A 22,921-nucleotide genomic window follows, 5' to 3' on the forward strand; every position below is an offset into this window, starting at 1 on the left:
CACGGGAAATCGGCAGGCAACGCCCGTCACCGTCGACCACGCCGAGGGGTCCGCGCCCGCCGTCGTCGAAATGCGACGAAGGTCCCTGTGATCCGGGAGATCGGGACGTCCCGCGGACCGTCGGGCACTGGTACGCTCACCGAACAAAGGTTAGCCTGAGCTACCTTCGAGTCTCGTACGAATCGATCACGGGCCCCTCCGGACCCCCTAGTACGGAAGTTGAGTGATGACCGACCGTTCCAGCCTTGTCGCCGATGACGCGGGGAGGTCGGAGGGCAACTCGCAAGGAGACGTCTTCGACCTCGTCGGTATCGGTTTCGGCCCCTCGAACCTGGCGCTCGCGATCGCCGTCGAGGAGCACAACACCGACAACCGCTCCTCGGCGATCCGGGCACGTTTCTTCGAACGTCGGTCGGCCTTCGCCTGGCACCCGGGCATGCTGCTCGAGGGCGCCACGATGCAGATCGCGTTCCCCAAAGATCTGGTCACCTTCCGCAACCCCGCGAGCTCGTACAGCTTCTTCTCCTACCTGCACGACCGTGGCCGTCTCGTGGACTTCGTCAACCACCAGACGTTCTTCCCCACACGTCACGAGTTCCAGGACTATCTGCAGTGGGCGGCCACGCGCGTCGACGCCGACGTCCGCTACGGAACCGAGGTCGTCTCGGTCGAGACCGTCCGCAACCACAACGGGGTCGCCGATCTGTTCGCCGTGCGGACCGCCGACGGCGCCGTCGTGTACGCGCACAGCGTCGTGGTCGGAGTCGGACTGCGTGCCCGGCTCCCGAAGTGGGCGACCGAGTCCGCCCGCTGCTTCCACAACCACCACTTCCTCTTCCACATCGAGGACATGCCGGAGCCGCAGCACCAGCGCTTCGTGGTGGTCGGTGCCGGGCAGAGCGCGGCCGAGGTCGTGCAGTACCTGCACACGCACTACCCGCAGGCCGAGGTCCACAACGTCTTCAACCGCTTCGGGTACAGCCCGGCCGACGACAGCCCGTACGCGAACCGCATCTTCGACCCGCAGGTCGTCGACGAACTGCACGCGGCCCCGCTGTCCGAGCGTGAGCGTCTGCTCGCCCTGCACCGCAGCACCAACTACTCGGTCGTCTCGCCCGAACTCATCGAGGCGCTCTACGCGACCGAATACCGCGAACGGGTGAGCGGTCGTCGCCGCTTGTTCATGCGTCGTGCCTCGGAGGTCGTGTCGGCGATCGAGAGCGAGGCGGGAGTCACCGTCGAGATCCGCGACAATCTCGAAGGCGACACCGAGACCCTCGAGTGCGATGCGGTGGTCCTCGCGACCGGCTTCGAGCCCACGCCTCTCGCGCCGCTGCTGGGTGATCTCGCGCCCGAGGCACCCGTTCTGTCCGTCGCCCGCGACTACCGTCTGCCGCTGCCCGAGAACGTCACGGCCGACGTCTACCTGCAGGGCGGAACCGAGAAGACACACGGTCTGACCGCGTCGTTGCTGTCCAACGCAGCGATCCGCGCGGGTGAGATCCTGACCTCGATCGTCGAACGCCGAGAGCTCCGTCTGCCCGGAGCCGGGGGAGGAATCGACGAGCTTGGTAGGATATCGGACCATCACACCTACGCAACAAGTGAGGCGAGATGAGCACGAATCCATTTGACGACGAAGACGGCCGCTTCTACGTCCTCATCAATGATGAGGAGCAGTACTCGCTGTGGCCGACCTTCGCCGAGGTTCCGCAGGGGTGGCGGGTGGTATTCGGCGAAGAGTCGCGCGCCGCTTGCGTCGAGTACGTCGAGCAGAATTGGACCGATATGCGTCCGAAGAGCCTTCGCGACGCAATGGAAGCCGACGAGAAGGCCCGCCAGGGCAGCTGAACGCTTCCGTCAGATCCGCCGAGAGTCACGCCCGCGCCGAAAGCGCAGCGTGGCTCTCGTCGTTTGTACGGACGATCCTGCCTCCCGGCCCGACGACGACCCGTGTGGGTCGAGAGGTATCGGGCCCGTGGCCAGGGGACCCGACGCGATCGGGCCCGTCGGTATCGGGCCGGTGGCGATCGGACCGGTGGCGATCGGACCCGTCGCGATGGGGCCCGTCCCGGGAGCTGTGGGTATCGGGCCGGTGTGCAGCGATCCCACCGGGATGGGGCCCGTGGCGGGGCCGGGCGCCGGACGCCACACCGGGCGGTTCTTGTCGAGCCGGATCCGGGGGATCCGCCGCAGCTGCGGGCGACGCAGCGCGCCGACGCGGAGGACACCGCGCGGGTTGCGCGTGCGGCGGGCGAGCCATTCACCGAGCGTGACACCCGCGGCGAGCGCGCACCCGATACCGAACGCCGAGAACAGTGCCGTCATGCCGGTGGCCATCTGATTGCGGAGCATCGCGTACAGGCCGCGATAGAGGGCGAGACCGGGCAGCAGCGGCGTGATGCCGGCGACCGCGACGACCAGCGGTGGCGTGAGCGCGCGGCGGGCCATCAGACCACCGGCGAAACCGATGACGGTCGCGGCCAGCGCCGACGAGATGATCGGACCGAGCGACAACCCGAGCGCGAGCTGGTAGCCGAGGCTGCCGGTGGCGCCGGCGAGCGCGGCGACCGTGAGAGCGCGACGTTCGGCGTAGCAGGCGACGGCGTAGAACAACGCCGCCGCGGCACCGGCGAGGATCTTCGTCGGCAGCTGTGTGAGGTCGGGAAGTGCCTCGTAACTGATGAGAGGGAGTTCGGCGCCGAACACCGACGCGACCCGCAGGGTCGTCGCGACACCCGCGACGATGCCGCCCGTCATCATCAGCACTTCGAAGAAACGCGCCGACGCCGTGATGGGGGCCCCGGTGATGGCGTCCTGCACCGAACCCACGAGCGACAGACCGGACAGCAGCACCGTCACGCCGGCCGCGATGATGAGTCCCGGTGACACTTCGATCCCGATCGTCTCCCGTATCCCGTACAGCGTGATCGCCGGGGCTGTCGCGACGATGCCGCCCACCAGATGCTGGAAGAAGAACGGCAACCCGGCCGCGTTGAGTTTGCGGTTGACGCGGTCGATCACGAACGTCGAACCGAAGGCGACGAGCGCAACCAGCGCGTCGCCGCCGAGGAGCACGGAGATCGAGGCGGCCATCGCCGACCACGCGATCGTCGCCACCCAACGGTTGTACGGATGCGCCTTGGTGGTGATGGCGAGCAGTTCTTCGTGCGCCTGCGCCGGGGAGATCGCGTCGCGGCGGACGCGGCGGGTCAGACGGTCGACGGCCGCGAGCCGCGTGAAGTCCATCGAGCGGTAGTGCACCACCCGCATCGTGCTCGACGGCGGCATGGTCGGTCCGCGGTAGGCCGACAGCACGATCGAGTTGTAGGTGACGTCGACGTCGCACTGCGCCAGACCGTAGGTGGCAGCGACGAACCGCACCTGTTCGGCGGTGTCGATCGCGCCGGTGCCCGACGCGAGCAGGACCTCACCGACACGCACGGCGACGTCGAGCGCCTCGGCGACCACTGCATCATCGGTCAGATCGATCGGCTGCAGTGGCGCCGGCGCCTCGGTGACCGCGTCGATGGTCGCGCGGCGGGTACCGAGAACCCGATCGAGGAAGTCGTCGAAGCGGCTCACCGTCCGCGGCCTCCGGTACGGCTGGGGGAAACGGGGAGGGTGGGCATGCAATCCACCGTAACGAAGGCGGGTGGGTGCGCGCCGAGAGTGTGACGCGCTATATGATGGCGTCGCTCACGCGTCGTCCGCGACCGTCGAGTTCTGTGCCTCCTTAGCTCAGTGGTAGAGCACTCGCCTTGTAAGCGAGCGGTCGTCAGTTCAATCCTGACAGGGGGCTCCAGTAGGGCCCGTCGCGTACCGCGCGGGCCTGTTTCATCCGGTGCTGCTGTGAACCGCTGCGAAGACCACGAACACGGCGAACAGTGCCGCGACGCCGAGGCACGCACCGATCAGAGCTTCGCGGCGATGCGTCGCCGTGCCCCTGTCGACCCGTTCGAGACCGATCCATCCGCACACCACTGCGACCAGACCTGCGGGGATCGCGACGAAGTCGCCGATGACGGGTACGAAGGCGAAGACGAGCGCGACGATCCCTGCGGTCAGTGCCGTGTTTCCGGCGCCGTTGCGGGGCGGGACCGGGGTGAAGCGGTCTGCGGTCATCGTCCCTCGATCCGGGAGGCACACATGCACGGGCGAGTGTTCGCCCGGACCGGATCCCTGTCCCGTCGAAGGCGAGAAGGACAATTTACATCGGAAGACGGGGCTCCGGGAGGGTTGCCGGGCCGTTGCCGTCCTGCTCCGGCCAGTGGTGTTCACCGAGGCGGCGTGCTCGGCGCTCGGACAGGTCGATCACCGGCGCAATCGTGTGCGGCGCCTCGTGGAGGTCGTGCGCCGCGGCGACGCGCCCGAATACGAGGGCGACCACCGGGGATGCCGTGAGCCATCCGAGCAGCGCCCAACCGATCCAGGTCATATCCGGAGAACGGTTCGGGCGCACGGAGCGTCAACGGATCCGCCGCAGTTCACCCGGTTGTTCACCCTCCGCATGTCACTGCAGGGGCGTGTGAATACGGAAGTGACGAAATGGATCGGATATCAGGACTTCGAGGATTCGAATGCGTCCATATCGACGAATATCAGCCGTCCGTCGTCGAGCGCCACAGCCCAGCGGCGCACGCGCGCCCAGTCGCGACCCAGCTTGTCGCCCACGGCTTCCTGTGCTGGACCGAAGTCTTCGACGATCGTGCCGGGACAGGCCTTGGTGCCCGCGACACCCGCGCGTACGACGACCTTCGAGCCCACAGCAGGCTTCGGGGGAGTATTCGACGATCCGGCCATAACTCGAATCATGCCATCAGTGGAAAGAATCGACCGGGCAAACACGGATTATCCGCATCGGACGAATGTGGCGATTCGGGTGGAATATCCCTTTCGTGTTGTTCTTTCCACCAGAAACGACTTCGCCCACGCCGGTCGGCGTGGGCGAAGAGGTTCTCGAATCGGAGAAACAATGGCCGGTCAGCGCAGTGCGAGCTTCTCGCGCGCCTGATCGACGAACTCGGAATCGACCATGAGGTCGTAGCGCGAGGCCTCGATGCTCTTTCTCGAGACGAAGTCGCGGCGTCCCCCGGTGCTCCAGTGGGTGAAGAAGCCGAGTGATCCGCCCCACACCGCGCCGAAGACGACAGCGGTGAGGATCACGGTGGCCATGCCGGTGGCAGGCAGGAGCAGTGCCAGGAGCAGACCGAAGAGCAGGCCCGTCCAGACGCCTGCGGCGGCGCCGCGAAGGGCGGCCTTGCCGTTGGTCATGCGGCCTTCGATGTGTTCGACGGTGGTGACTCCCTGGCCCACGACCCGCAGGTACTCGACGGGAAAGCCTTCGTCGGACAGGTGGTCGATGGCCCTCTCGACGGCGTCGTAGGTGCGGTAGCTCTCGAGGACGGTTTCGGATTCGGTGTAGTGCCCGGGTGTCGGTGCGTAGATATCTGTCATGCGTTCCCCTTCGTCGACGATTGGAACGATACGCTCATCGTAGCGTATCGTTTCGTAGTGTTTGATTCGGGGTCGCCTTGTCGGGGAGACTCGGGAATCCTGCGGGTGTATGCCCGCGCGAGGAGGATGTAGACATGGTGGGCGAGGTCGAGACGGAATCCGTGGCCCTGACGTCGCGGCGCCCCGTCAAGGAGCGTGCCGGGACCGACGCACGCATCGTGAAGGCCGCGCTCGAGATCCTGCGGCTTCACGGGCCCAACCGCGTCACCGTCGAGGCGGTCGCGGCGCTGTCGGGCGTCGCGAAGACGACGATCTACCGGCGCTACGCGAACCGTGAGGAGATCCTCGACGCGGCATTGCACTCGCAGGTCGCCTCACCGTGCGTGCCCGACGGGCTGTGCGTCTACGACCGCGTCAAATGGACCCTCGAGCTGATCCGTCGCGGACTGTCGAACGAAGTGGGCATGGGCAGTGTCGGCGCACTGCTCACCGACCAGGAACCCGAGTTCACCGAGTCGATCCGGGAGATCATCAATGCCCGGAGCGAGGTCGTCGCCGACGTGCTCCGCACCGCGATCGAGTCGGGCGCGATCCGCAAGGACATCGACGTCGACACCGCCGTCTCGATGCTCGTCGGCGCGTATCTCGGCGCCTACCTGCGTCACGGCGAGGTGGGGGAGTCCTGGGCGGACGAGGTCGTCCACATCGTCTGCCCCGAACTGGAACCGGACCCGCAGGGGCAGTGATCGTAGGCCCGCCCTTCGGGTCGATCAGTCGTAGGCCCGCCCCGCGGGTCGATCGGTCGTAGGCTCGACCCGTGACCGAGTCGAGTCGATGCGTGGTGGCGGTCGTGGGATCGCTGAACCTCGACCTGACGGTCGTCGTGGCACGTGCTCCCGAAGAAGGTGAGACGGTACTCGGCCGGCATCTGCGCACCTATCCGGGAGGCAAGGGCGCGAACCAGGCCATCGGTGCTGCCCGCCTGGCTCCCACCGCCATCGTCGGCGCGGTGGGCAGCGATCATGCCGCTGACGTACTGCGCGGCGTGCAACAGAGGGCAGGGGTCGACACCTCCCATCTGCGCACCACACCGGGCCCGACCGGCCGGGCCGTCATCCTCGTCTCCGACGACGGGCAGAACCGGATCGTCGTCGTACCCGAGGCCAATTCGTTGCTCGAGGCCGAGGACGTGACCGCAGCACTCGATGCCCTCGATCCCGCGGTGGTGCTCACCCAACTCGAGCTGCTCCCCGCAGTGACCTGGGCCGCCGCCCAGTGGGCGCGCGATCACGACCGCCGGTTCGTGCTCAATCCGAGCCCGGTGATCGACCTGGACGAATACGTCCTCGCCGGCGCCGATCCGCTCGTACTCAACGAGCAGGAAGCCCTGCACTACGCGGGTCTTCCCGCAGGGACCCCCTTCGACGCGATCGTGACCCGCCTGCTCGAACAGGTGCGCACCGTGGTGATCACCCGTGGTGGGGAGGACGTCGTGGTCGGAACCGAGGACGCGATCGAACATCTGCGGGTCCCGCAGGTCGACGTCGTCGACACGACGGGGGCGGGCGATCATTTCGCCGGCACGCTCGCCGCGTTGCTCGGCACGGGGGAGGACCTGTTCGCGGCAGCGCGCCGGGCATCGGCCGACGCTGCCCGGCTGGTCGCATCCCGCCGCTCCGATCGCTGACACGGCGAGGAACCACGTCAGGGCGGCGGAAGCAGCTCGCCCTTGCCGCTGCGCAACCAGCGCCCGGGAAGCCGGCCGGCGAGGTCGCCGAGCGGACCGACGGCCCCGCGCAGCAGCTCGACCGTTTCCTGCAACATGTCGATGCTCGCGTTCATCTGCGAGATGCCGGGCGTGAGATGCGCGAGGGTCTCCGAGAGCGAGACGATCTGATCGAGCGGACCGCCCTCGGCGAGCAGTCGTTCGAGGGCGCCCCGTTCGGAGAGCAGGACGTCGAGGACGCCGCCCTGGGCGAGGGCCCGCTCGACGACCCCACCGGGCCGGATCGCCACATCGACGATGCCGCCCGGCGCGGTGAGCCGTTCCACCGCGCCGTCCTGGGCGAGCAGCCGTTCGAGCGGGCCGTCGTGCGCGGTGAGGCGATCGAGCAGACCCCCTTCCGACACGAGGCGGTCGAGGGCACCGTCGTCGGCGAGGATCCGGTCGAGGGGACCACCCGGTGCGGTGAGCCGGTCGACGGGTCCGCCCGGTTCGAGCAACCGATCGAGCAGGCCACCCGGCTCGGTGAGCCGATCCACGGGACCGCCCGGCGCGAGCAGCCGGTCGAGGGGACCGCCGGGACGCAACGCGTGACCGAGTCCACGGTCCTCCGACGTGAGCTTCGAGATCTGCTGCAGCAGACCCACCGAACTGCGGGTGTCGGGCAGGCCGACCGCGCCGAGCGCGGAGTAGGTGGTGGGCGACACCGCGACCCGCACGGTGCCGACGACCGTCTCGGCGACGCTCAGGGCGACCTCTGCGGCGGTCAGACCCACACGCACCGGCATCACGAGTACGGACCCGAGGTTCATGGAACCGACTGTAACGGTCAGTGCTCGAGAACGTCAGTCCGAGAACGTGAGGCCCGAGAACGTTCAGTGCACGAGTTTGAGACCGACCACGCACAGCACGATGCCCGCGATCAGTGCGAGCTTCAGCAGCGAGGCGGTCTCGGTGCCGGTGACCATCGCATATCCGACCGTGAGAGCGGCGCCGATACCCACCCAGATCGCGTAGGACGTCCCGACCGGCAGGGTGCGCAGGGCATACGCGAGCCCGGCCATGCTCAGGACGAGGGCGACGACGAACACCAGTGTCGGGGTGAGCCGGCTGAAACCGGCAGATCTGCCGAGGGCTGTAGCCCACACGGCTTCGAGCACACCGGAGAGGACGAGAACGATCCAGGCCATGACGTACAACGCTCCTGCACCGTCTTGTCGCTGGCCGGGTACGGTGCGCTCGTCCGGGAGGCCGACCGGCGGCCACCTCCGTCGAGGTTAGGAATTCCGGGCGAGTATTGGCAAATTGCTCAGGACACGCGCAGTAGCTGCGATTCCTGCGCAATCACCGTGCACGAACATCCGCCGTCCAGTTCGATGCAGTCGAGAACGAGGGTGTGCCGCACGATCTCGAAGTCGACGCAGTCGGGTTCGGTGCAGTCGACCCGAGTATCGGCGTGGAGCACGAGAGTGCCGTGGCAGTGGTCGAGATCGTGGTTGCACTGTGAACACGTCATGCATCACTTAATAGCACTGCCGTCGGACAGGTTCTCCGAGCTCATACATGGGGATCACGGACGTGGTCGGGAAGGCCGCGCAGAACGCGTGGTCGTTGTTCGTCGCCGAGCCCGCACTCGGCCTGCTCGACGCCGTCTTCGGCGGGGTGCCCGCACCCATCGTCCGCACGGCCTACCGCCTCACCGCGATCGAACGCGAGGTCCAGCATCCGTCCGGCAGCGCCGCACGCGACACCTCGTGGGTCGAACTGGACGCCTTCCTCCACGAACCGTGTGCGGACAGCAACGCGCCGGCCGCCACGCTTCCCGTCGAACAGGGAAGTCGTGACGACCGGCGCGTGAGTGCCGGGCCGGTGTGTACTGCCGGCTAGTGCGTTCCGGCGGTCTCGGGGGCCGACACCTCCACCGCATCCGCCTCGGGCTCCGGGGCCCGTCGGACGAACAGGGAGCCGACGACTGCGATCACCGCGATCGCCGCGCCCCACGTGAACGCGCCGTGGACACCGTCCGCGAGCGCACCGGCGGGATCGCCCGCGCTCTCGGCGCCCGCGACGGTCGTGCGGGTCAGCACCGTGATGAACAACGCCGTACCGGCCGCACCGGCGACCTGCTGCATGGTGCTGACGATGGCGCTGCCGTGGGAGTACAACCGCCGCGGCAGCGCTCCGAGTGCCGAGGTCAGCAGCGGCGAGAACATCAACGCGAGGCCGATGTTGAGCAGCACGTGCCAGGCGATGACCGTGCCGATCGTGGTGGTCGCGTCGAAGGTCGTCATGCCCCACATCGCGACGCAGGCGATGATCGCGCCCGGTGCGACGAGCGGCCGCGGACCGAACCGGTCGAACAGGCGTCCGACGATGTAGCCGAGCAGACCCATGACCAGACCACCGGGCAGCAGCATCAGGCCGGTGGTCAGCGTCGACTGACCCAGCACGTTCTGCAGGTAGATCGGCAGCAGGATGAGGGTGCCGAACAGCGACATCATGCTTACCGAGACGAGTGCAACCGCGAGCGAGAACGCCGGGGTACGGAACGCGCGCATGTCCAGTAGGGCGCCGTCGCCGAGGCGGATCTGACGCAGGACGAAGACCGTCAGCGACGCGATGCCGACGACCAGCGGCAGCCACGGCGGCATGAGCGGATCGCCCTCGGCGGCCTCACCGAGACTGCTCAGACCGAAGACGAGACCGCTGAACCCGAGGGCCGACAACACCACCGACGGGGCGTCGAGCGGAACCGCGACCGGTTCGGTGACGCTGCGGATCCAGCTCAGGCCGAGCGCCGTCGCGACGACCGCGATCGGCAGCACCAGCCAGAACATCCACCGCCAGCTCAGCTGGTCGAGCACGACGCCACCGATGGTCGGGCCGACCGCGGGAGCGACCGCGATGACGATCGAGATCACGCCCATCGTGCGACCGCGACGATCGGCGGGAACCAGGTTGAGCACCGTCGTGAACAGCAGCGGCAACATCACCGCGGTGCCCACGGCCTGGACGACACGACCCAGCACGAGGACCGGGAAGATCGGGGCGCTCGCGGCGATCAGGGTGCCGAGCAGGAAGCTGCCCATCGCGATCGCGAAGACCGTGCGCAGCGACAGCCGGGTGAGCAGGTAACCCGTGATCGGGATGACGACGGCCATGGTCAGCATGAACGCCGTGGTGAGCCATTGGGCGGTGGCTGCGCCGACGTCGAACTCGACCATCAGCTTCGGCAGCGCGACGCTCATGATCGTCTCGTTGAGGATGACGACGAATGCGGCCCCGACGAGAACGGCGATCAGAAGACCGGCGCGCGGTGCGGCAGCGGCCTGCGGCTCGGCCGTACCGGCCGGGGCTGGGGAACTCGGTGGAGTAGAAGACACGAGGAACACAACGGGATACCGGTCGGAATTGTTCCGCCGATATCCCGTCGAGCGGATCAGTCGGGGACGTGCTCGCCGTGCCCCTGTTCGCGCAGGGCGTCCTTGATCTTGCGATGCGCGCGGTCGAGCGATTCGGGCGACGGATCCTTCTCGGCCGTCGCGAAATCGAAGTCGCCGAGGGAGTAGGCGGGGAAGACGTGCAGGTGCAGGTGGGGGACCTCCAGGCCGGCGATCATCAGGCCGGCGCGCGGGGCGTCGAAGGCGGCGGTGACGGCGCGACCGAGGATGCGGGCGACGTCGTTCACCTTCGCCCACAGGTCGTCGTCCACGCTCTGCCAGTGATCGACCTCCTGCCGTGGCACGACCAGCACGTGCCCCTCGGTGAAAGGGTTGATGGTCAGGAAGGAGACGACGTCGTCGTCCTGCCAGACGAAACGGCCCGGCAGTTCACCGGCGATGATCTTGCTGAACACGGAAGTCATACCGGGAGGATAAGGGACACCGGGTTCACCGGAGCTGTTCCCCGACATCGGCCGCCGCGACGGTGAGGACCAGCAGCGGCACGACCTTCTCCGGCGCGATCCGGTAGCGGTTTCGGCTTCCCTGCTCGACCACCCGCGCAGCCGACAGAGCCCGGAGATGGTGGTAGAGCCGGCCGGTCGACGTGAGGTCGGTGGCCTCCTGGAGTTCGGTGGCGGTGGCGGGCCCGCGCAGCAGAGTCCGCACGATCGCCAGCCTCGCGGGGTTGCCCAAGGCGTCGAGGACGGCGGCGACGGGAACGGGATCGAGTGCGAGGGATGCGCCCGCGTCGTACTCGATGTTCCAGCGGACGTTGCCGTGCAGGGAGACGAAGCCCCCGTAGGTCACGGACCCCGTGCTTCCTGCCACGTCCGCCACGGGACCGGTGCCACCGGGACCGTCCCCGGCGCCCCGGCGGGTCGCGTCGCCCTCGAGGATCCGCACACGGCGTTCGAGATCCGCGAGCCGGGCCTCGTACTCGTCGTTCACGTCGCCGTCGCTCACATCGCGCAGCGTATCCGCTCGAGAAAATCGGGATCGTTCGCTGCCGCGGCGAGCATCTCCTGATGGGCGAACGATTCGAGGGCTTCCGCGTAGTCGCTGTCCGACATGCCGGACGCGAGCATCACCGTGGTCGCGATCGTGTCGTCATCGCGGCGGAAGGTGACTGCGTCGGTGAGGATGCCGGGCAGGCTACCGCCCTTGAATCCGACTCCCTCGAATCCCGGAACCGTGGACGGTTGCCATTCGAGGTGGGTACGCGCGAGGTCGCCGCCGGCACCGAACGAACCGTCGGCGATCGCGCGATGCAGGGCGGTGAGCTCGGCGGCCGATCCGGTGTTGTCGAAACGCTGGACGCGGTCGACCCGGGCGAACAAATCCTCCGGCGCCGGGTGCTGCACCGCTTCGGCGCGGTAGGCGGGGTCGGAGGCGTAGCGGCGCGCGGCGTCCCAGACCGCCGACGAATCGTCGAGTGTCGGGTCGAGCAGCGCGAGTGTGTTGCCGAGCATCGTCGGCGGCGTGAAGTCGTCCCAGCCGCCCTGGGCGGCGGCCTCGCGCAGCGCGTCGTCGCCGAGGCGGTCGCGCAGGTAGTCGGGGACCGCGTTGTCGCTCTCCTGGATCATCGCCGACACCATCTCGTCGAGAGTGACGGTGTCCTCCGGGTCGTTCACACCGAGCCGTTCGAGAGCCCGGGGGTGTGCGCCGCCGTCGGTGTCCGGGAGATGCCAGCGTTCCCAGTCGGCGAGCGGTACGCGCTCGTCGGGGGAGAGTTCACCGGCTGCGACGGCGCGGGCATAGGCGGCGAGATGCACGACCTTCACAGCCGACGCGAGCGGTTGCCGCTCGTCGGGTCGTTGTTCGAAGGTCCCGCCGTTGCCTTCGTCGACCGCGATGGCGACCGTGTCGGGGTTCTCGGCGAGGTAGCCGATCCAGCCTTCGGCGGTGCTCACGTCCGCGGCGGGGGTGGGCATGCATTCACCGGCCGGGGCGGACGCGTCCGCCCCGGCCGGTGCAGGGATGTCGGACTCCGGTGGAGTGCTCTGCCCGCATCCGGCCAGAGCGATCACGACGCTCGTCGCGGCGAGGGTGGTTCCGATCCTGTTCGGCATGGCGGTATCCGTCCGTGTCGGGGTGACAGTTCGAAATTCCGAACTTTCGAAATAACGATAGATCAGTCGGGTGGGCGTGTCGAGAGCTCACGGCGACTCCGACGGTCGCGGGCGGTCGTATCGTCGGGCTCATGGAAGGTGACGGGAGCGTGCGGGAGGCGCCGCTGCGCGTGCTCGTGGACGAACTCGTCACACACGTCCTCGTCGGGCTTCCCGCGGATCGGCGCACGGTCGTCGGTCTGTGCGGGCCGCCGGGTGCCGGGAAGAGTCGCGCCGCGGCGCTGCTCGTCTACGCCCTCCGATGCGCGGGGGTCTCCACCGGACAGGTGCCGATGGACGGCTACCACCTGTCCAACCGGCAGCTCGACACCTTCGGCGCGCGGGACCGGAAGGGGGCGCCCGACACCTTCGACGTGGCCGGCTTCCGCGACATGCTGAGCCGGGTGCGGCAGTGCCGCGACGAGACGATCTACGCCCCGGATTTCTCCCGGCCGCTCGACGAACCGATCGCGGCGGTGCACGCTGTGCCGGCCGATGCCCGGGTGATCGTCACCGAGGGCAACTACCTGATGTTCGAGACCGGGGGATGGGAACACATCCGCCCGCTGCTCGACCTCGTCATCTACATCGACGCACCCCGCCGCACGCTCACGCGACGTCTCGTGCGCCGGCACCGCCACCACGGACGGGACGAGGACGGCGCACGCGAATGGGTGCGGACCGTCGATCTGCCCAATGCGGAAGCCGTTCAGCGCACGCGTTCCCGCGCCGATCTCGTGTGGAGACCGGTCCCGTAGTCTGTCCTGCGTGCGCGTACTCGTTATAGGCTCCGGTGCCCGTGAACATGCTCTTGCTCTCGCCCTGTCCCGCGACCCCGGCGTGACCGCCGTGCTGGCCGCGCCGGGCAACCCCGGTATCGCGAACGTCGCCGAGCTGTTCCCCGTCGATGCGGCCTCCGCCGACAACGTCGTCGCCCTCGCCACCGCGCAGAAGGCCGACCTCGTCGTCATAGGTCCCGAGGTTCCGCTCGTCCTCGGGGTCGCCGATGCCGTCCGCGCCGCGGGCATCCCCTGCTTCGGACCGTCCGCCGCCGCCGCACGCATCGAGGGATCGAAGGCGTTCGCGAAGGACGTCATGGCCGCCGCCGGTGTGCGCACCGCCCACAGCGAGGTCGTCGACACACCCGCGACCCTCGACGAGGCGCTCGACCGGTTCGGACCGACCTGGGTGGTCAAGGACGACGGTCTCGCTGCCGGTAAGGGCGTCGTCGTCACCACCGATCGCGCCGCCGCCCGCGACCACGCCGCCGAGATCCTCGAGAACGGGCACCCCGTCCTGCTGGAGTCCTTCCTCGACGGCCCCGAAGTCTCGCTGTTCTGCCTCGTCGACGGCGAGACGGTCGTGCCGCTGCTCCCGGCGCAGGACCACAAGCGCGTCGGCGAGGACGACACCGGCCCCAACACCGGTGGCATGGGTGCCTACACGCCGCTGCCGTGGTTGCCCGAGGGTAGCGTCGAGCGGATCGTCTCCGAGGTCGTGGAGCCCGTCGCGGCCGAGATGGTGCGCCGCGGATGCGGTTTCTCCGGACTGCTCTACGCGGGTCTGGCGATGGGCGCCGAGGGCCCGGCCGTGGTCGAGTTCAACTGCCGTTTCGGCGACCCGGAGACCCAGGCCGTGCTCGCTCTGCTCGAGTCCCCGCTGGGCGAGGCCCTGAAGGCGGTCGCCGCCGGCACGCTCGCCGAGCTCCCGCCGCTGCGCTGGAAGGACGGCGCCGCGGTGACCGTGGTGCTCGCCGCCGAGTACTACCCGTCCACCCCGCGCACCGGCGATGTGATCACCGGCGCCGAGGGCGACACGGTGCTGCACGCCGGCACGAAGCGTCGCGAGGACGGCGCGCTGGTCTCCGCAGGTGGGCGCGTGCTCAACGTGATCGGTGTGGGTGCCGATCTCGCGTCCGCGCGCGAGGCCGCTTATGATCGGCTCGCCGACGTCAAGCTGCCGGGCGGTCACTTCCGCCGCGACATCGGTCTGGCGGCCGTCGAGGGCCGGATCTCGGTCTAGCCTTTCACTCTCGTCCTTCACCCTTGCACCTACCGGGTGTATGTTGCACACTCGGTGCATTTCGATGCCGCCAGGGGTGACTGCATGGTTTCTCGAAGACGAACGCCGACGCCGGACCCGACACCGCTACGGCACCACCACGTCGTCGTCCACGGGTTGCCGGACGACGTCCTCGTCGAGCGCGACGTGCCCATCCGCACGGGCGACGGCACCGTACTGAGAGCCGACGTCTACCGTCCTGCCGACTCCGGTGAGCACGACCGCTGCCCCGTGCTGGTCGCCGTCACCCCCTACGGCAAGGACGCCGGCGTCGACCGGTATCCCGTCGACTTCGACGACCTCGCCGAATCCGGCAACCACATCGGCGATCTCGAGATCAGTGACTGCACCTCCTTCGAAGCACCGGACCCCGCCTACTGGGTTCCTCGCGGCTACGTCCTCGTCGTCGCGGACATGCGCGGTCATCACGCTAGCGGCGGCCGTCCCCGCCTGCTGCTCGGCCGGGCCGCGCTCGACTGCGCGTCCGTCGTGGAATGGGCCGGTGGTCAGGAGTGGAGCAACGGCCGCGTCGGCCTCGCCGGCGCCGACTATCTCGCCACACTGCAGTGGTACACCGCCGCGCTCAACCCGCCCTGTCTCGCGGCCATCGCACCCTGGGAAGGTGTGAGCGATCCCTGCCGCGACATCCTCACCCAGGGCGGCATCCCCGAGACCCGCTACAGCGAGTTCTGGTACAGCGCGACGAACACCGGGGCCCGCTGCGGCGCCGCCTCCCTCCGGCGGTTCACCCCGTGGTTGCGGCGCCGTTTCCCCGACTTCTTCCGTCACCTCGCCCCGCCGCCCCGGCTCGAGGACGTCACCGTGCCCGCGCTCGTCGGCGTCTCGTGGTCCGATCAGGGCCCACGCGCCCGCGGGTCGGTCGAGGGTTACCGCCGCATCGCGTCGGAGCACAAGTGGCTCTACACCCACGGCCGGAAGATGTGGCAGACCTTCTACGGCAACGAGGCCCTCGACTACCAGCGACGATTCTTCGACCGCTTCCTCAAGGACGAGGACAACGGCTTCGAGGACACCCCGCGCATCCGTCTCGAGACCCGCCACGACCTGCGCACCTATTCCGAACGCTTCGAATCCGAGTGGCCGGTCCCCGACACCCGTTACGTCGCATTCCACCTCGACCACGCGAACGCCGACCTGAGCACCACCCCGTGCGAGAGCAGCCAGTTCCGCCGCACCTTCCCCGTCGCGGGCGACGAACTCGTCTTCACCCACACCTTCGACGAGGACACCGAGATCACCGGGCACGCGGCGCTGCGTTTGTGGGTGCAGGCGAAGGACGCCAACGACATGGACCTGTTCGTCGGGCTCGCCAAGCGCGACGAGCACGGCCGCGACGTGTGGTTCGAAGGCCACGGCGGCTACGAGAAGGGATTCGTCGCCCACGGGTGGATGCGGGTCTCGCGGCGGGCGCTGGACCCGGAGGCCTCCACCGCCTACCGGCCCGTCCACGACCAGACGAAGTACTGGCCGTTGCTGCCCGACCAGATCGTGCCCGTCGACATCGAGATCATGCCGCACAGCACCTTCTTCGAAGCCGGATCGAGCCTCGTGCTCGTCATCGCCGGCCACGACCTCGACGAGAACCCACGCGTCGGGCACGATCGCACCATCAACAAGGGCTTCCACATCGTGCACGCCGGCGGACAGTTCGACTCGCATCTGCTGTTGCCGGTCGTGCCGCAACCGACGCCGGAACCCGACGCGGCGGCCACCGACGCGGAGGCCACCGACGCGGAGGCCACCGACGCGGAGGCCACGCAGGTGAAGGTCGTCGATCGTCAGGACTATCCGATCGCGTGGGATGCCCTCACCCGACTTCAGCGCGTCCGGCTCTGACGAACGACGCGGGGCGTACTACCGTCGTCGACGTGCGCCCCGAATCCCAACGCTCCGGTATCGAGACGTTCCATGTCATGGATGTGTGGAAGGCGGCCGCCGAGCGGCAGCGCAGCCACGGCGACATTCTGAGTCTCGCCGCCGGACAACCGTCGACCCCCGCACCCGCTCCCGTGCTCCGGGCCGCCAACCTGGCGATCGATGCGGAACTGCTGGGTTACACGGAGACCTTCGGCATCCTGCCGCTGCGCGAGGAGATCGCGGCGTACCACCGCCACAGGTACGGCATCGACGTCGACGCGGACGACGTCGTCGTCACCACCGGCTCGTCCGGCGCCTTCACCCTGGTGTTCCTCGCGGCCTTCGACGTCGGCGACACCGTGGTCGTCGCCCGCCCCGGCTACCCGGCCTACCGCAACACCCTCGCCGCGCTCGGTTGTCGTGTCGTCGAACTCGACTGCGGTCCGCAGACCCGCTACCAGCCCACCGTCGCGATGCTCGAGGAACTCGACGCTCCGCCTGCGGGAATCGTCGTCGCCAGCCCCGCCAACCCGACCGGCACGATGATCGAACCGTCCGAGCTCGCGGCGCTCGCGCGCTGGTGCGACGAGCACGGCAGCCTGCTCATCTCCGACGAGATCTACCACGGCATCGAGTTCGGCACCGTCCGGTCCGAGACCGGTGAGGGCACCGGATCACCGGCGACCTCGACGGCGTGGGCGACCTCGCGCGACTCGGTGGTGATCGGCTCGGTGTCGAAGTACTTCTCGATGACCGGTTGGCGGCTCGGCTGGATGCTCGCGCCCGAGACGATGCGTCCGGCTCTGCAGCGACTCGCGTCGAACATGACGGTGTGCCCGCCGTCGGTCTCGCAGTTCGCGGCGGTCGAGGCGTTCGGGACCGAGGCCCGCACCGAACTCGACGGGCACGTCTCCCGCTACGCCGTGAACCGGGAACTGCTGCTCGAAGGGCTTCCGGATCTCGGCATCACGAAACTCGCACCGGCAGACGGCGCCTTCTACGTCTACGCCGACATCGGCCATCTGCTCGACGGCGAGAACTCGACGGCGTGGTGCGCGCGGCTGCTCCACGACACCGGGCTCGCGCTCGCACCGGGCGTCGACTTCGACACCGTGCGCGGCGACGAGACCGTGCGGCTGTCGTTCGCGGGTTCGACTGCCGACGTCACCGCGGCGCTCGACCGGCTCGCGGCCTGGCTGCCCGTCTCCTGATCGCCGTGCCGGACCGCCGCGGCCGGGTCACCGCCCGTCGGCGATGATCCGCGCGATGTTCCGTTCGGCCAGCGCCGCGATGGTCAGCGACGGGTTCGCGGTGCCGGTGCTGCCCGGGATCAGCGCGCCGTCGACGACGTAGAGACCGGGATGGCCGTGCACGCGGCCGTAACCGTCGGTCGCCTCGCCGAGCACCGCACCACCGAGTGGATGCGCAGTGAAGGTCGCGTTGACGTCCTCGGCCATCGGCGATGCGCCCGGGATCGTGCCACCGGCCTGCGCCATCGCGTTGTGCACGGCCCGCAGGGCGTCGACGCTCTCGCGTTCGCCACCGGTCGGCCAGTTCAAAACCGCCCGATCGGCACCCGGGTCGTACGCGAAGTCGGCACGGGTGGGGTCGAGGGTCATGCCGAGGGAGGCGAGCATCCCGACGTCCTTCGCGGTGCCCGCGACGAACCAATTCTCGAGGCTCAGCGGCAGACCGGACTCGTCGACGATCCGCGACGCCGACGGCGCGCCCTGGTCGCCGCCGAAACCCTCGGTGAGCGCGAACGAGCGGACGAGCACCGCGTCGCCGTTGGTGCCCCAGCCCCGGCCCACGCGCTCGTCGAGGTTCGGCAGCGAACCGGTGTGCCGCGCCTTGACGAGCAGTTCGGTCGTGCCGATCGATCCGGCGCCGAGGACGAGGCGGTCGCACGTGATCGTGGTAGTGCGCAGCACCACCCCCGTCGGGTCGACGGCCTGCACGTCGAGCCGGTAGCGGCCGTCGCCGTTCTGACCGATCGCAAGCACCCGGTGACCGTGGCACACCAGGGTGCGCCCGGTCGCCTCTGCCGCCGGGATGTAGTTCTGCGTGAGATCGAACTTCGCGCCGTTCGAGTTGCCGAGATTGCTCTCGCCCGCGACGGCCGATCGGCGGACCGAGCCGGCGAGTTCGGCGCGCACGACGTCCCAATCCCAGATGCCGTCGATGCGGTGCGGGCTGTAACCGGCGGCGCGCGCGTCGTCGTCCCATCGCCGCGAGTGCGTGAACTCGGCGGCGTTGTAGATGTCGTCGGGCATCGGGTCGAGGCGCAGCATCGAGCGCACCTTCGGGTACCAGGTGGAGGTCATCTCGTCGTAGGACAGACGGCCGCCGAAGACGTGCTCGAAGAGGTGCCGTTCGGGAGCGATCATCACTCCGGTGAACACGATCGATCCGCCACCCACCGCCGCGCCGCGCCACACCGACATGTTCGGGTAGTCGACCACATCGAGGACACCGGCGAAGTCGTCGCACACCACCGGGATGCCCGTCGGTCCGGTGAAATGGGTGCGGTGGTGGTAGCCGCGACCATCGGCGAGCAGGTCGGTCGTGAAGATCTCGCGGTGCGGGTCGCGGGGCCAGCGCATGCCGCGCTCGAGCATCGTGACCCGGTTCCCGGCCTCGGCCAGGCGCAGCGCGGCGACGCTCGCACCGAAACCGGAGCCCACCACGACGACCTCGGAATGCTCCGGCGGGGCGGGCGGCGGAACGAACAGTTCGGGCACGAGACGGCGGTACTCGTCGACCCCGACGGGCAGCGCGTCCGCACGCGGGAGGCCGATACCGGACATGCCCGGGGCCGCGGCGCCGGCACCCGCCAGGGCGGCCCCGAGAAGCGATGCCTGCAGAAAGCGTCGACGTCTCATCCGGTACGGCTCCGATCGTTCGATGATCTACTCGCGGGGCTGCGCCCGCCGAGGACTCGACACGCGCGGGCGGGCGCAATGGTACCGGTTGGTCTCCACTTCCGTTTTCCCCTGGTGAGACGGTCGGGACTGTCACCATGAGAAGGTGTCGATTGCTGCGACCCCGAAGGGCGAACGGCGCCGTCAGGCGCTGGTCGAGGCAGCGGCCGACCTCATCCTCGAAGGGGGGATCGACGCCGTCCGCCACCGGGCCGTCGCCACCCGCGCGGGCCTGCCGCTCGCATCGACCACCTATTACTTCGAATCGCTCGACGACCTCGTCGCATGCGCGGTCGACTACAACAGCGAGCGGGAACTCGACGCGATGCGGGAGCGCGTCCGCGACATCGAGCCGCTCCCGCGCAGTCTCGAGGGCACGGCCGATCTCATCGTCGAACTGCTCATCGGACCGCGGGACTGCGACGGCGGCATCGACCGCGAACGCCTGATCTCCCGGTACGAGCGGTGCGTCGCGACAGCCCGCTATCCGGAACTGCGTGACGTGCAGGTCCGCATGCGCGAGCAGATCGACCACCTGCTCACCGACCTGCTCGAACGCTGCTGCCGATCGGTGCGGCCCCGCGAGGTGCGTCGGCTCGTGGCGGTCGTGGACGGCGCGGTCCTCGGCGGACTGGGCGAGCTCGATCCCGACCCGCGCTCGCTCGCGCGCGGCATCCTGCTCGACGTCGTCGAGACCGTCGCGCCCCCGGTCGAGGATTGAGGTCGGGGCATACGGGAGCAGACCCGGACCGTAAACTCACTTGTGTGAGCCACATCCCCAACGTCCTCGCCACCCGCTACGCCAGCCCCGAACTCCGGGACCTGTGGTCGCCCGAGTACAAGATCGTGCTCGAGCGGCAGCTGTGGCTCGCGGTGCTGCGGGCGCAGGCCGAACTCGGGATCGACGTTCCCGCCGAGGCGATCGCCGACTACGAACGCGTGATCGAGCAGGTCGACCTCGAGTCCATCGCCCAGCGCGAGCGCGTCACCCGCCACGACGTCAAGGCCCGCATCGAGGAGTTCAACGCCCTCGCCGGTCACGAGCACGTCCACAAGGGCATGACCAGCCGCGACCTCACCGAGAACGTCGAGCAACTGCAGATCCTGCGGTCGCTCGAGCACGTCCACTCCCACGGTGTCGCCGTGGCCGCACGCCTCGCCGAGCGCGCCACCGAGTACGCCTCGCTCGTCATGGCCGGTCGCTCGCACAACGTCGCGGCGCAGGCCACCACCCTCGGCAAGCGTTTCGCGTCGGCCGCCGACGAACTGCTCATCGCGCTGCAGCGCGTCCGGGAACTGATGGCCCGCTACCCCCTGCGCGGGATCAAGGGCCCGATGGGCACCGCACAGGACATGCTCGACCTGCTCGGCGGTGATTCCGCCAAGCTCGCGCAGCTCGAGCAGAAGGTCGCGCAGCATCTCGGCTTCGCGAACGTCTTCACGAGCGTCGGCCAGGTCTATCCGCGTTCGCTCGACCACGACGTGCTCTCCGCGCTCGTGCAGGTCGGCGCCGGTCCCGCGTCGTTCGCCCACACCATCCGGCTCATGGCCGGCCACGAACTCGTCACCGAGGGCTTCCAGCCCGGCCAGGTGGGGTCGTCCGCGATGCCGCACAAGATGAACACCCGCTCGTGCGAGCGCGTCGACGGCCTGCAGGTCGTCCTGCGCGGCTATGCCTCCATGGCCGCCGAGCTCGCCGGCGCGCAGTGGAACGAGGGCGACGTCTTCTGCTCCGTCGTCCGCCGTGTGGCCCTTCCCGACGCCTTCTTCGCGATCGACGGCCAGATGGAGACCTTCCTGACGGTCCTCGCCGAGTTCGGTGCCTACCCGGCGGTGATCGAGAAGGAACTCGTGCGGTATCTGCCGTTCCTCGCGACGACCAAGGTCCTCATGGCCGCGGTCCGGGCCGGGGTGGGTCGCGAGACCGCACACGAGGTCATCAAGGAGCATGCGGTCTCCGTCGCACTCGCGATGCGCGAGGAGGGTCGCGAACCCGATCTGCTCGACCGTCTCGCCGCCGACGACCGGCTGCCGCTCGACCGCGCCGCGCTCGACGCGGCACTGGCCGACCGGGAGGTCTTCGCCGGAGCTGCGGTCGCGCAGGTCGAAGCGGTCGTCGCGGCGGTGCAGGACCTCGTGACGCAGTATCCGGAAGCAGCGAAGTACACGCCGGCGCCGATTCTGTAGGAAGCCGATTCGACAGGAATCACGGGAACCGACTGCCGGGGGGAGTGTCCGATGGGGGTGGCGGTATCAGCAGGAGAGAACGAAGTGTCGGTGAAACCGGGAAATACGGGTCGGTTGCGTGACGCAGCGCGAACACGCACCGCGCTGCTCGATGCAGCGCGCGAGGTGTTCCTGCGCGACGGATACGCGGCGGCGGCCACGGAGGAGATCGTCTCGGTGGCGGGGGTGACGCGCGGTGCGCTCTACCACCACTTCGCCGACAAGCGGGATCTGTTCCGCGGTGTCATCGAACGACTCCAGTCGGAAGCGGAGAGCTCCCTGGTCCCGGCCGAACCGGTCGAGGACGCCTGGGGGGGCTTCACCCAGGCCGTGCTCGCCTCGCTCGACGCGGTCTACGACCCCGCGACCCGCCGGCTGCTGCTCATCGAAGCCCCCGCGGTCCTCGGCTGGGCCGAGGTCCGCGAGACCCACCGGCACTCCTCGCTGAAGGCCATCGAGCGCATGCTCGTCACCCTCGATCCCGAGACCTACGAGGCGTCGCCCACGCGGACGTCGGTGCTCGCGCACCTGCTCGTCGCGGCCGTCGAGGAAGCGATGCTGTGTCTCGCGCACAGCGACGACCCGGTGCGCGACCGTCCTACGGTGCAGGGCGAACTGCTACGCCTGCTCGAAACCGCCCGCGGACCCGCACGTGCGGAGGAGTCCACGCCACAGTGACGGACTGCATCTTCTGCGCCATCGTGGCCGGGCAGTCGCCGGCCAGCGTCGTGCTCGACGAACCCGACGTGCTCGCGTTCATGGACATCCGCCCGTTCACTCCCGGGCATCTGCTCGTGATTCCGAAGCGGCACGCCTCCGGACTGGCACAACTCGATCCCGACGACGGAGCGAAGGTGTTCACCGCCGGGCAACGGATCGCCACGGCGATGCGCGCGTCCGACCTCCCGATCGAGGGCGTGAACATGTTCCTCGCCGACGGCGTCGCCGCCGGCCAGGAGGTCTTCCACGTGCACCTGCACCTCGTGCCGCGCAGCGCCGGGGACGGCTTCGGGATCCGAGCCGATTGGCGGACACCGAACCGGACCGTGCTCGACGGCACGGCCGCCACCATCCGCACCGCCGTGCAGACACACCGGTCGTGAT

At 69.0% G+C, this 22,921-nt stretch carries 25 protein-coding genes, 1 tRNA gene, 1 pseudogene and 1 riboswitch; of the genes and pseudogenes, 14 read left to right on the forward strand and 13 right to left on the reverse strand.

The genetic code is table 11. The annotated features are described in order from the left end of the window. Positions 1 to 226: 226 nt before the first annotated feature. Positions 227 to 1,618 (forward strand): lysine N(6)-hydroxylase/L-ornithine N(5)-oxygenase family protein, encoded by a 1,392-nt coding sequence (locus K3M35_RS13015; RefSeq protein ID WP_006551885.1) that lies wholly within the window; start codon positions 227 to 229, stop codon positions 1,616 to 1,618. Next, entirely contained in the window at positions 1,615 to 1,851 is a 237-nt protein-coding gene (locus K3M35_RS13020; RefSeq protein ID WP_006551884.1) for an MbtH family protein, read from the forward strand. Before K3M35_RS13015 ends, K3M35_RS13020 begins: the two co-directional genes overlap by 4 nt. A gap of 336 nt (positions 1,852 to 2,187) precedes the next feature. On the opposite strand, the pseudogene K3M35_RS13025 reads toward K3M35_RS13020, so the two are convergent. Beyond that, positions 2,188 to 3,585, reverse strand: a pseudogene (locus K3M35_RS13025) (threonine/serine exporter ThrE family protein); the annotation flags it as partial. A gap of 145 nt (positions 3,586 to 3,730) precedes the next feature. Between K3M35_RS13025 and K3M35_RS13030 the strand changes: the two are divergent. Beyond that, positions 3,731 to 3,805, forward strand: a tRNA-Thr gene (locus K3M35_RS13030). Between the two features lie 32 nt (positions 3,806 to 3,837). Here K3M35_RS13030 and K3M35_RS13035 read toward each other — a convergent pair. The 4 genes from K3M35_RS13035 to K3M35_RS13050 all read right to left on the reverse strand — a co-directional run bounded on the left by K3M35_RS13035 (position 3,838) and on the right by K3M35_RS13050 (position 5,457). Beyond that, positions 3,838 to 4,125, reverse strand: coding sequence for a hypothetical protein (locus K3M35_RS13035; RefSeq protein ID WP_006551882.1), 288 nt, complete (start codon positions 4,123 to 4,125; stop codon positions 3,838 to 3,840). A gap of 85 nt (positions 4,126 to 4,210) precedes the next feature. Next, entirely contained in the window at positions 4,211 to 4,438 is a 228-nt protein-coding gene (locus K3M35_RS13040) for a hypothetical protein (protein WP_220666521.1), read from the reverse strand. Positions 4,439 to 4,560: 122 nt separating this feature from the next. Beyond that, the gene (locus K3M35_RS13045; RefSeq protein ID WP_024102965.1) at positions 4,561 to 4,803 is read right to left on the reverse strand and encodes a hypothetical protein; all 243 of its coding nucleotides are present in this window, start codon (positions 4,801 to 4,803) and stop codon (positions 4,561 to 4,563) included. Positions 4,804 to 4,983: 180 nt separating this feature from the next. After that, the gene (locus tag K3M35_RS13050; RefSeq protein WP_006551879.1) at positions 4,984 to 5,457 is read right to left on the reverse strand and encodes a general stress protein; all 474 of its coding nucleotides are present in this window, start codon (positions 5,455 to 5,457) and stop codon (positions 4,984 to 4,986) included. A gap of 134 nt (positions 5,458 to 5,591) precedes the next feature. Here K3M35_RS13050 and K3M35_RS13055 point away from each other — a divergent pair, with 134 nt between their 5' ends. Together K3M35_RS13055 and K3M35_RS13060 are read left to right on the forward strand one after the other, a co-directional pair. Continuing rightward, on the forward strand, positions 5,592 to 6,203 hold the full coding sequence (locus K3M35_RS13055) for a TetR/AcrR family transcriptional regulator (protein ID WP_019290080.1): 612 nt from the start codon (positions 5,592 to 5,594) through the stop codon (positions 6,201 to 6,203). A 71-nt stretch (positions 6,204 to 6,274) separates the two neighbouring features. Further along, the gene (locus K3M35_RS13060; protein WP_080678535.1) at positions 6,275 to 7,144 is read left to right on the forward strand and encodes a ribokinase; all 870 of its coding nucleotides are present in this window, start codon (positions 6,275 to 6,277) and stop codon (positions 7,142 to 7,144) included. 17 nt (positions 7,145 to 7,161) lie between these two features. Here K3M35_RS13060 and K3M35_RS13065 read toward each other — a convergent pair whose 3' ends face one another. The 3 genes from K3M35_RS13065 to K3M35_RS13075 form a co-directional block, all read right to left on the reverse strand. Continuing rightward, positions 7,162 to 7,992: a hypothetical protein gene (locus K3M35_RS13065; RefSeq protein WP_019290078.1), complete on the reverse strand. Its 831-nt coding sequence runs from the start codon at positions 7,990 to 7,992 to the stop codon at positions 7,162 to 7,164. A 63-nt stretch (positions 7,993 to 8,055) separates the two neighbouring features. Further along, positions 8,056 to 8,370: a multidrug efflux SMR transporter gene (locus K3M35_RS13070; protein WP_006551875.1), complete on the reverse strand. Its 315-nt coding sequence runs from the start codon at positions 8,368 to 8,370 to the stop codon at positions 8,056 to 8,058. Between the two features lie 13 nt (positions 8,371 to 8,383). After that, a riboswitch (guanidine-III (ykkC-III) riboswitch) is annotated at positions 8,384 to 8,449 on the reverse strand. A 40-nt stretch (positions 8,450 to 8,489) separates the two neighbouring features. After that, positions 8,490 to 8,696, reverse strand: coding sequence for a hypothetical protein (locus K3M35_RS13075; protein WP_006551874.1), 207 nt, complete (start codon positions 8,694 to 8,696; stop codon positions 8,490 to 8,492). A gap of 47 nt (positions 8,697 to 8,743) precedes the next feature. On the opposite strand from K3M35_RS13075, the gene K3M35_RS13080 reads away from it, so the two are divergent. Continuing rightward, positions 8,744 to 9,067 carry a hypothetical protein gene (locus tag K3M35_RS13080; protein WP_232512415.1) on the forward strand — a complete coding sequence of 108 codons (324 nt, stop codon included), beginning with the start codon at positions 8,744 to 8,746 and terminating at the stop codon, positions 9,065 to 9,067. Here the strand turns inward: K3M35_RS13080 and K3M35_RS13085 are convergent. From K3M35_RS13085 to K3M35_RS13100, 4 genes are read right to left on the reverse strand one after another with little or no spacing between them, the layout of a single operon-like run. Further along, on the reverse strand, positions 9,064 to 10,563 hold the full coding sequence (locus K3M35_RS13085) for an MDR family MFS transporter (RefSeq protein ID WP_228044852.1): 1,500 nt from the start codon (positions 10,561 to 10,563) through the stop codon (positions 9,064 to 9,066). The two genes, K3M35_RS13080 and K3M35_RS13085, sit on opposite strands and share 4 nt — an antisense overlap. Before the next feature lie 56 nt (positions 10,564 to 10,619). Then, positions 10,620 to 11,045 carry an HIT family protein gene (locus tag K3M35_RS13090; protein ID WP_006551872.1) on the reverse strand — a complete coding sequence of 142 codons (426 nt, stop codon included), beginning with the start codon at positions 11,043 to 11,045 and terminating at the stop codon, positions 10,620 to 10,622. A gap of 25 nt (positions 11,046 to 11,070) precedes the next feature. Beyond that, on the reverse strand, positions 11,071 to 11,586 hold the full coding sequence (locus tag K3M35_RS13095) for a helix-turn-helix transcriptional regulator (RefSeq protein ID WP_231412891.1): 516 nt from the start codon (positions 11,584 to 11,586) through the stop codon (positions 11,071 to 11,073). Then, positions 11,583 to 12,692, reverse strand: coding sequence for a serine hydrolase (locus K3M35_RS13100; protein ID WP_220666522.1), 1,110 nt, complete (start codon positions 12,690 to 12,692; stop codon positions 11,583 to 11,585). Before K3M35_RS13100 ends, K3M35_RS13095 begins: the two co-directional genes overlap by 4 nt. Positions 12,693 to 12,823: 131 nt before the next feature. Here K3M35_RS13100 and K3M35_RS13105 point away from each other — a divergent pair, with 131 nt between their 5' ends. From K3M35_RS13105 to K3M35_RS13120, 4 genes are all read left to right on the forward strand, one after another. After that, entirely contained in the window at positions 12,824 to 13,489 is a 666-nt protein-coding gene (locus tag K3M35_RS13105) for a nucleoside/nucleotide kinase family protein (RefSeq protein WP_019290071.1), read from the forward strand. A gap of 10 nt (positions 13,490 to 13,499) precedes the next feature. Beyond that, positions 13,500 to 14,753: a phosphoribosylamine--glycine ligase gene (gene purD / locus K3M35_RS13110; RefSeq protein ID WP_006551868.1), complete on the forward strand. Its 1,254-nt coding sequence runs from the start codon at positions 13,500 to 13,502 to the stop codon at positions 14,751 to 14,753. An 84-nt stretch (positions 14,754 to 14,837) separates the two neighbouring features. Continuing rightward, the gene (locus tag K3M35_RS13115; protein ID WP_259443992.1) at positions 14,838 to 16,649 is read left to right on the forward strand and encodes a CocE/NonD family hydrolase; all 1,812 of its coding nucleotides are present in this window, start codon (positions 14,838 to 14,840) and stop codon (positions 16,647 to 16,649) included. 32 nt (positions 16,650 to 16,681) lie between these two features. Then, on the forward strand, positions 16,682 to 17,881 hold the full coding sequence (locus K3M35_RS13120; protein WP_220666523.1) for a pyridoxal phosphate-dependent aminotransferase: 1,200 nt from the start codon (positions 16,682 to 16,684) through the stop codon (positions 17,879 to 17,881). A gap of 27 nt (positions 17,882 to 17,908) precedes the next feature. On the opposite strand, the gene K3M35_RS13125 is transcribed toward K3M35_RS13120, so the two are convergent. Continuing rightward, positions 17,909 to 19,552, reverse strand: a complete 1,644-nt coding sequence (locus K3M35_RS13125; protein WP_006551865.1) for a GMC oxidoreductase — start codon at positions 19,550 to 19,552, stop codon at positions 17,909 to 17,911. A 145-nt stretch (positions 19,553 to 19,697) separates the two neighbouring features. Between K3M35_RS13125 and K3M35_RS13130 the strand changes: the two genes are divergently transcribed. From K3M35_RS13130 to K3M35_RS13145, 4 genes are all read left to right on the forward strand, one after another. Continuing rightward, positions 19,698 to 20,312: a TetR/AcrR family transcriptional regulator gene (locus K3M35_RS13130; protein ID WP_006551864.1), complete on the forward strand. Its 615-nt coding sequence runs from the start codon at positions 19,698 to 19,700 to the stop codon at positions 20,310 to 20,312. 44 nt (positions 20,313 to 20,356) lie between these two features. Then, the gene (gene purB / locus K3M35_RS13135) at positions 20,357 to 21,778 is read left to right on the forward strand and encodes an adenylosuccinate lyase (RefSeq protein WP_006551863.1); all 1,422 of its coding nucleotides are present in this window, start codon (positions 20,357 to 20,359) and stop codon (positions 21,776 to 21,778) included. Between the two features lie 114 nt (positions 21,779 to 21,892). Beyond that, positions 21,893 to 22,495, forward strand: coding sequence for a TetR/AcrR family transcriptional regulator (locus K3M35_RS13140; protein WP_019290064.1), 603 nt, complete (start codon positions 21,893 to 21,895; stop codon positions 22,493 to 22,495). After that, entirely contained in the window at positions 22,492 to 22,920 is a 429-nt protein-coding gene (locus K3M35_RS13145) for an HIT family protein (protein WP_094979479.1), read from the forward strand. Before K3M35_RS13140 ends, K3M35_RS13145 begins: the two co-directional genes overlap by 4 nt. The last annotated feature ends 1 nt before the right edge of the window (position 22,921 follow it).

This window comes from Rhodococcus sp. DMU2021 (assembly GCF_019641445.1).
In the GTDB taxonomy this organism is placed as follows: Bacteria; Actinomycetota; Actinomycetes; order Mycobacteriales; family Mycobacteriaceae; genus Rhodococcus; species Rhodococcus pyridinivorans.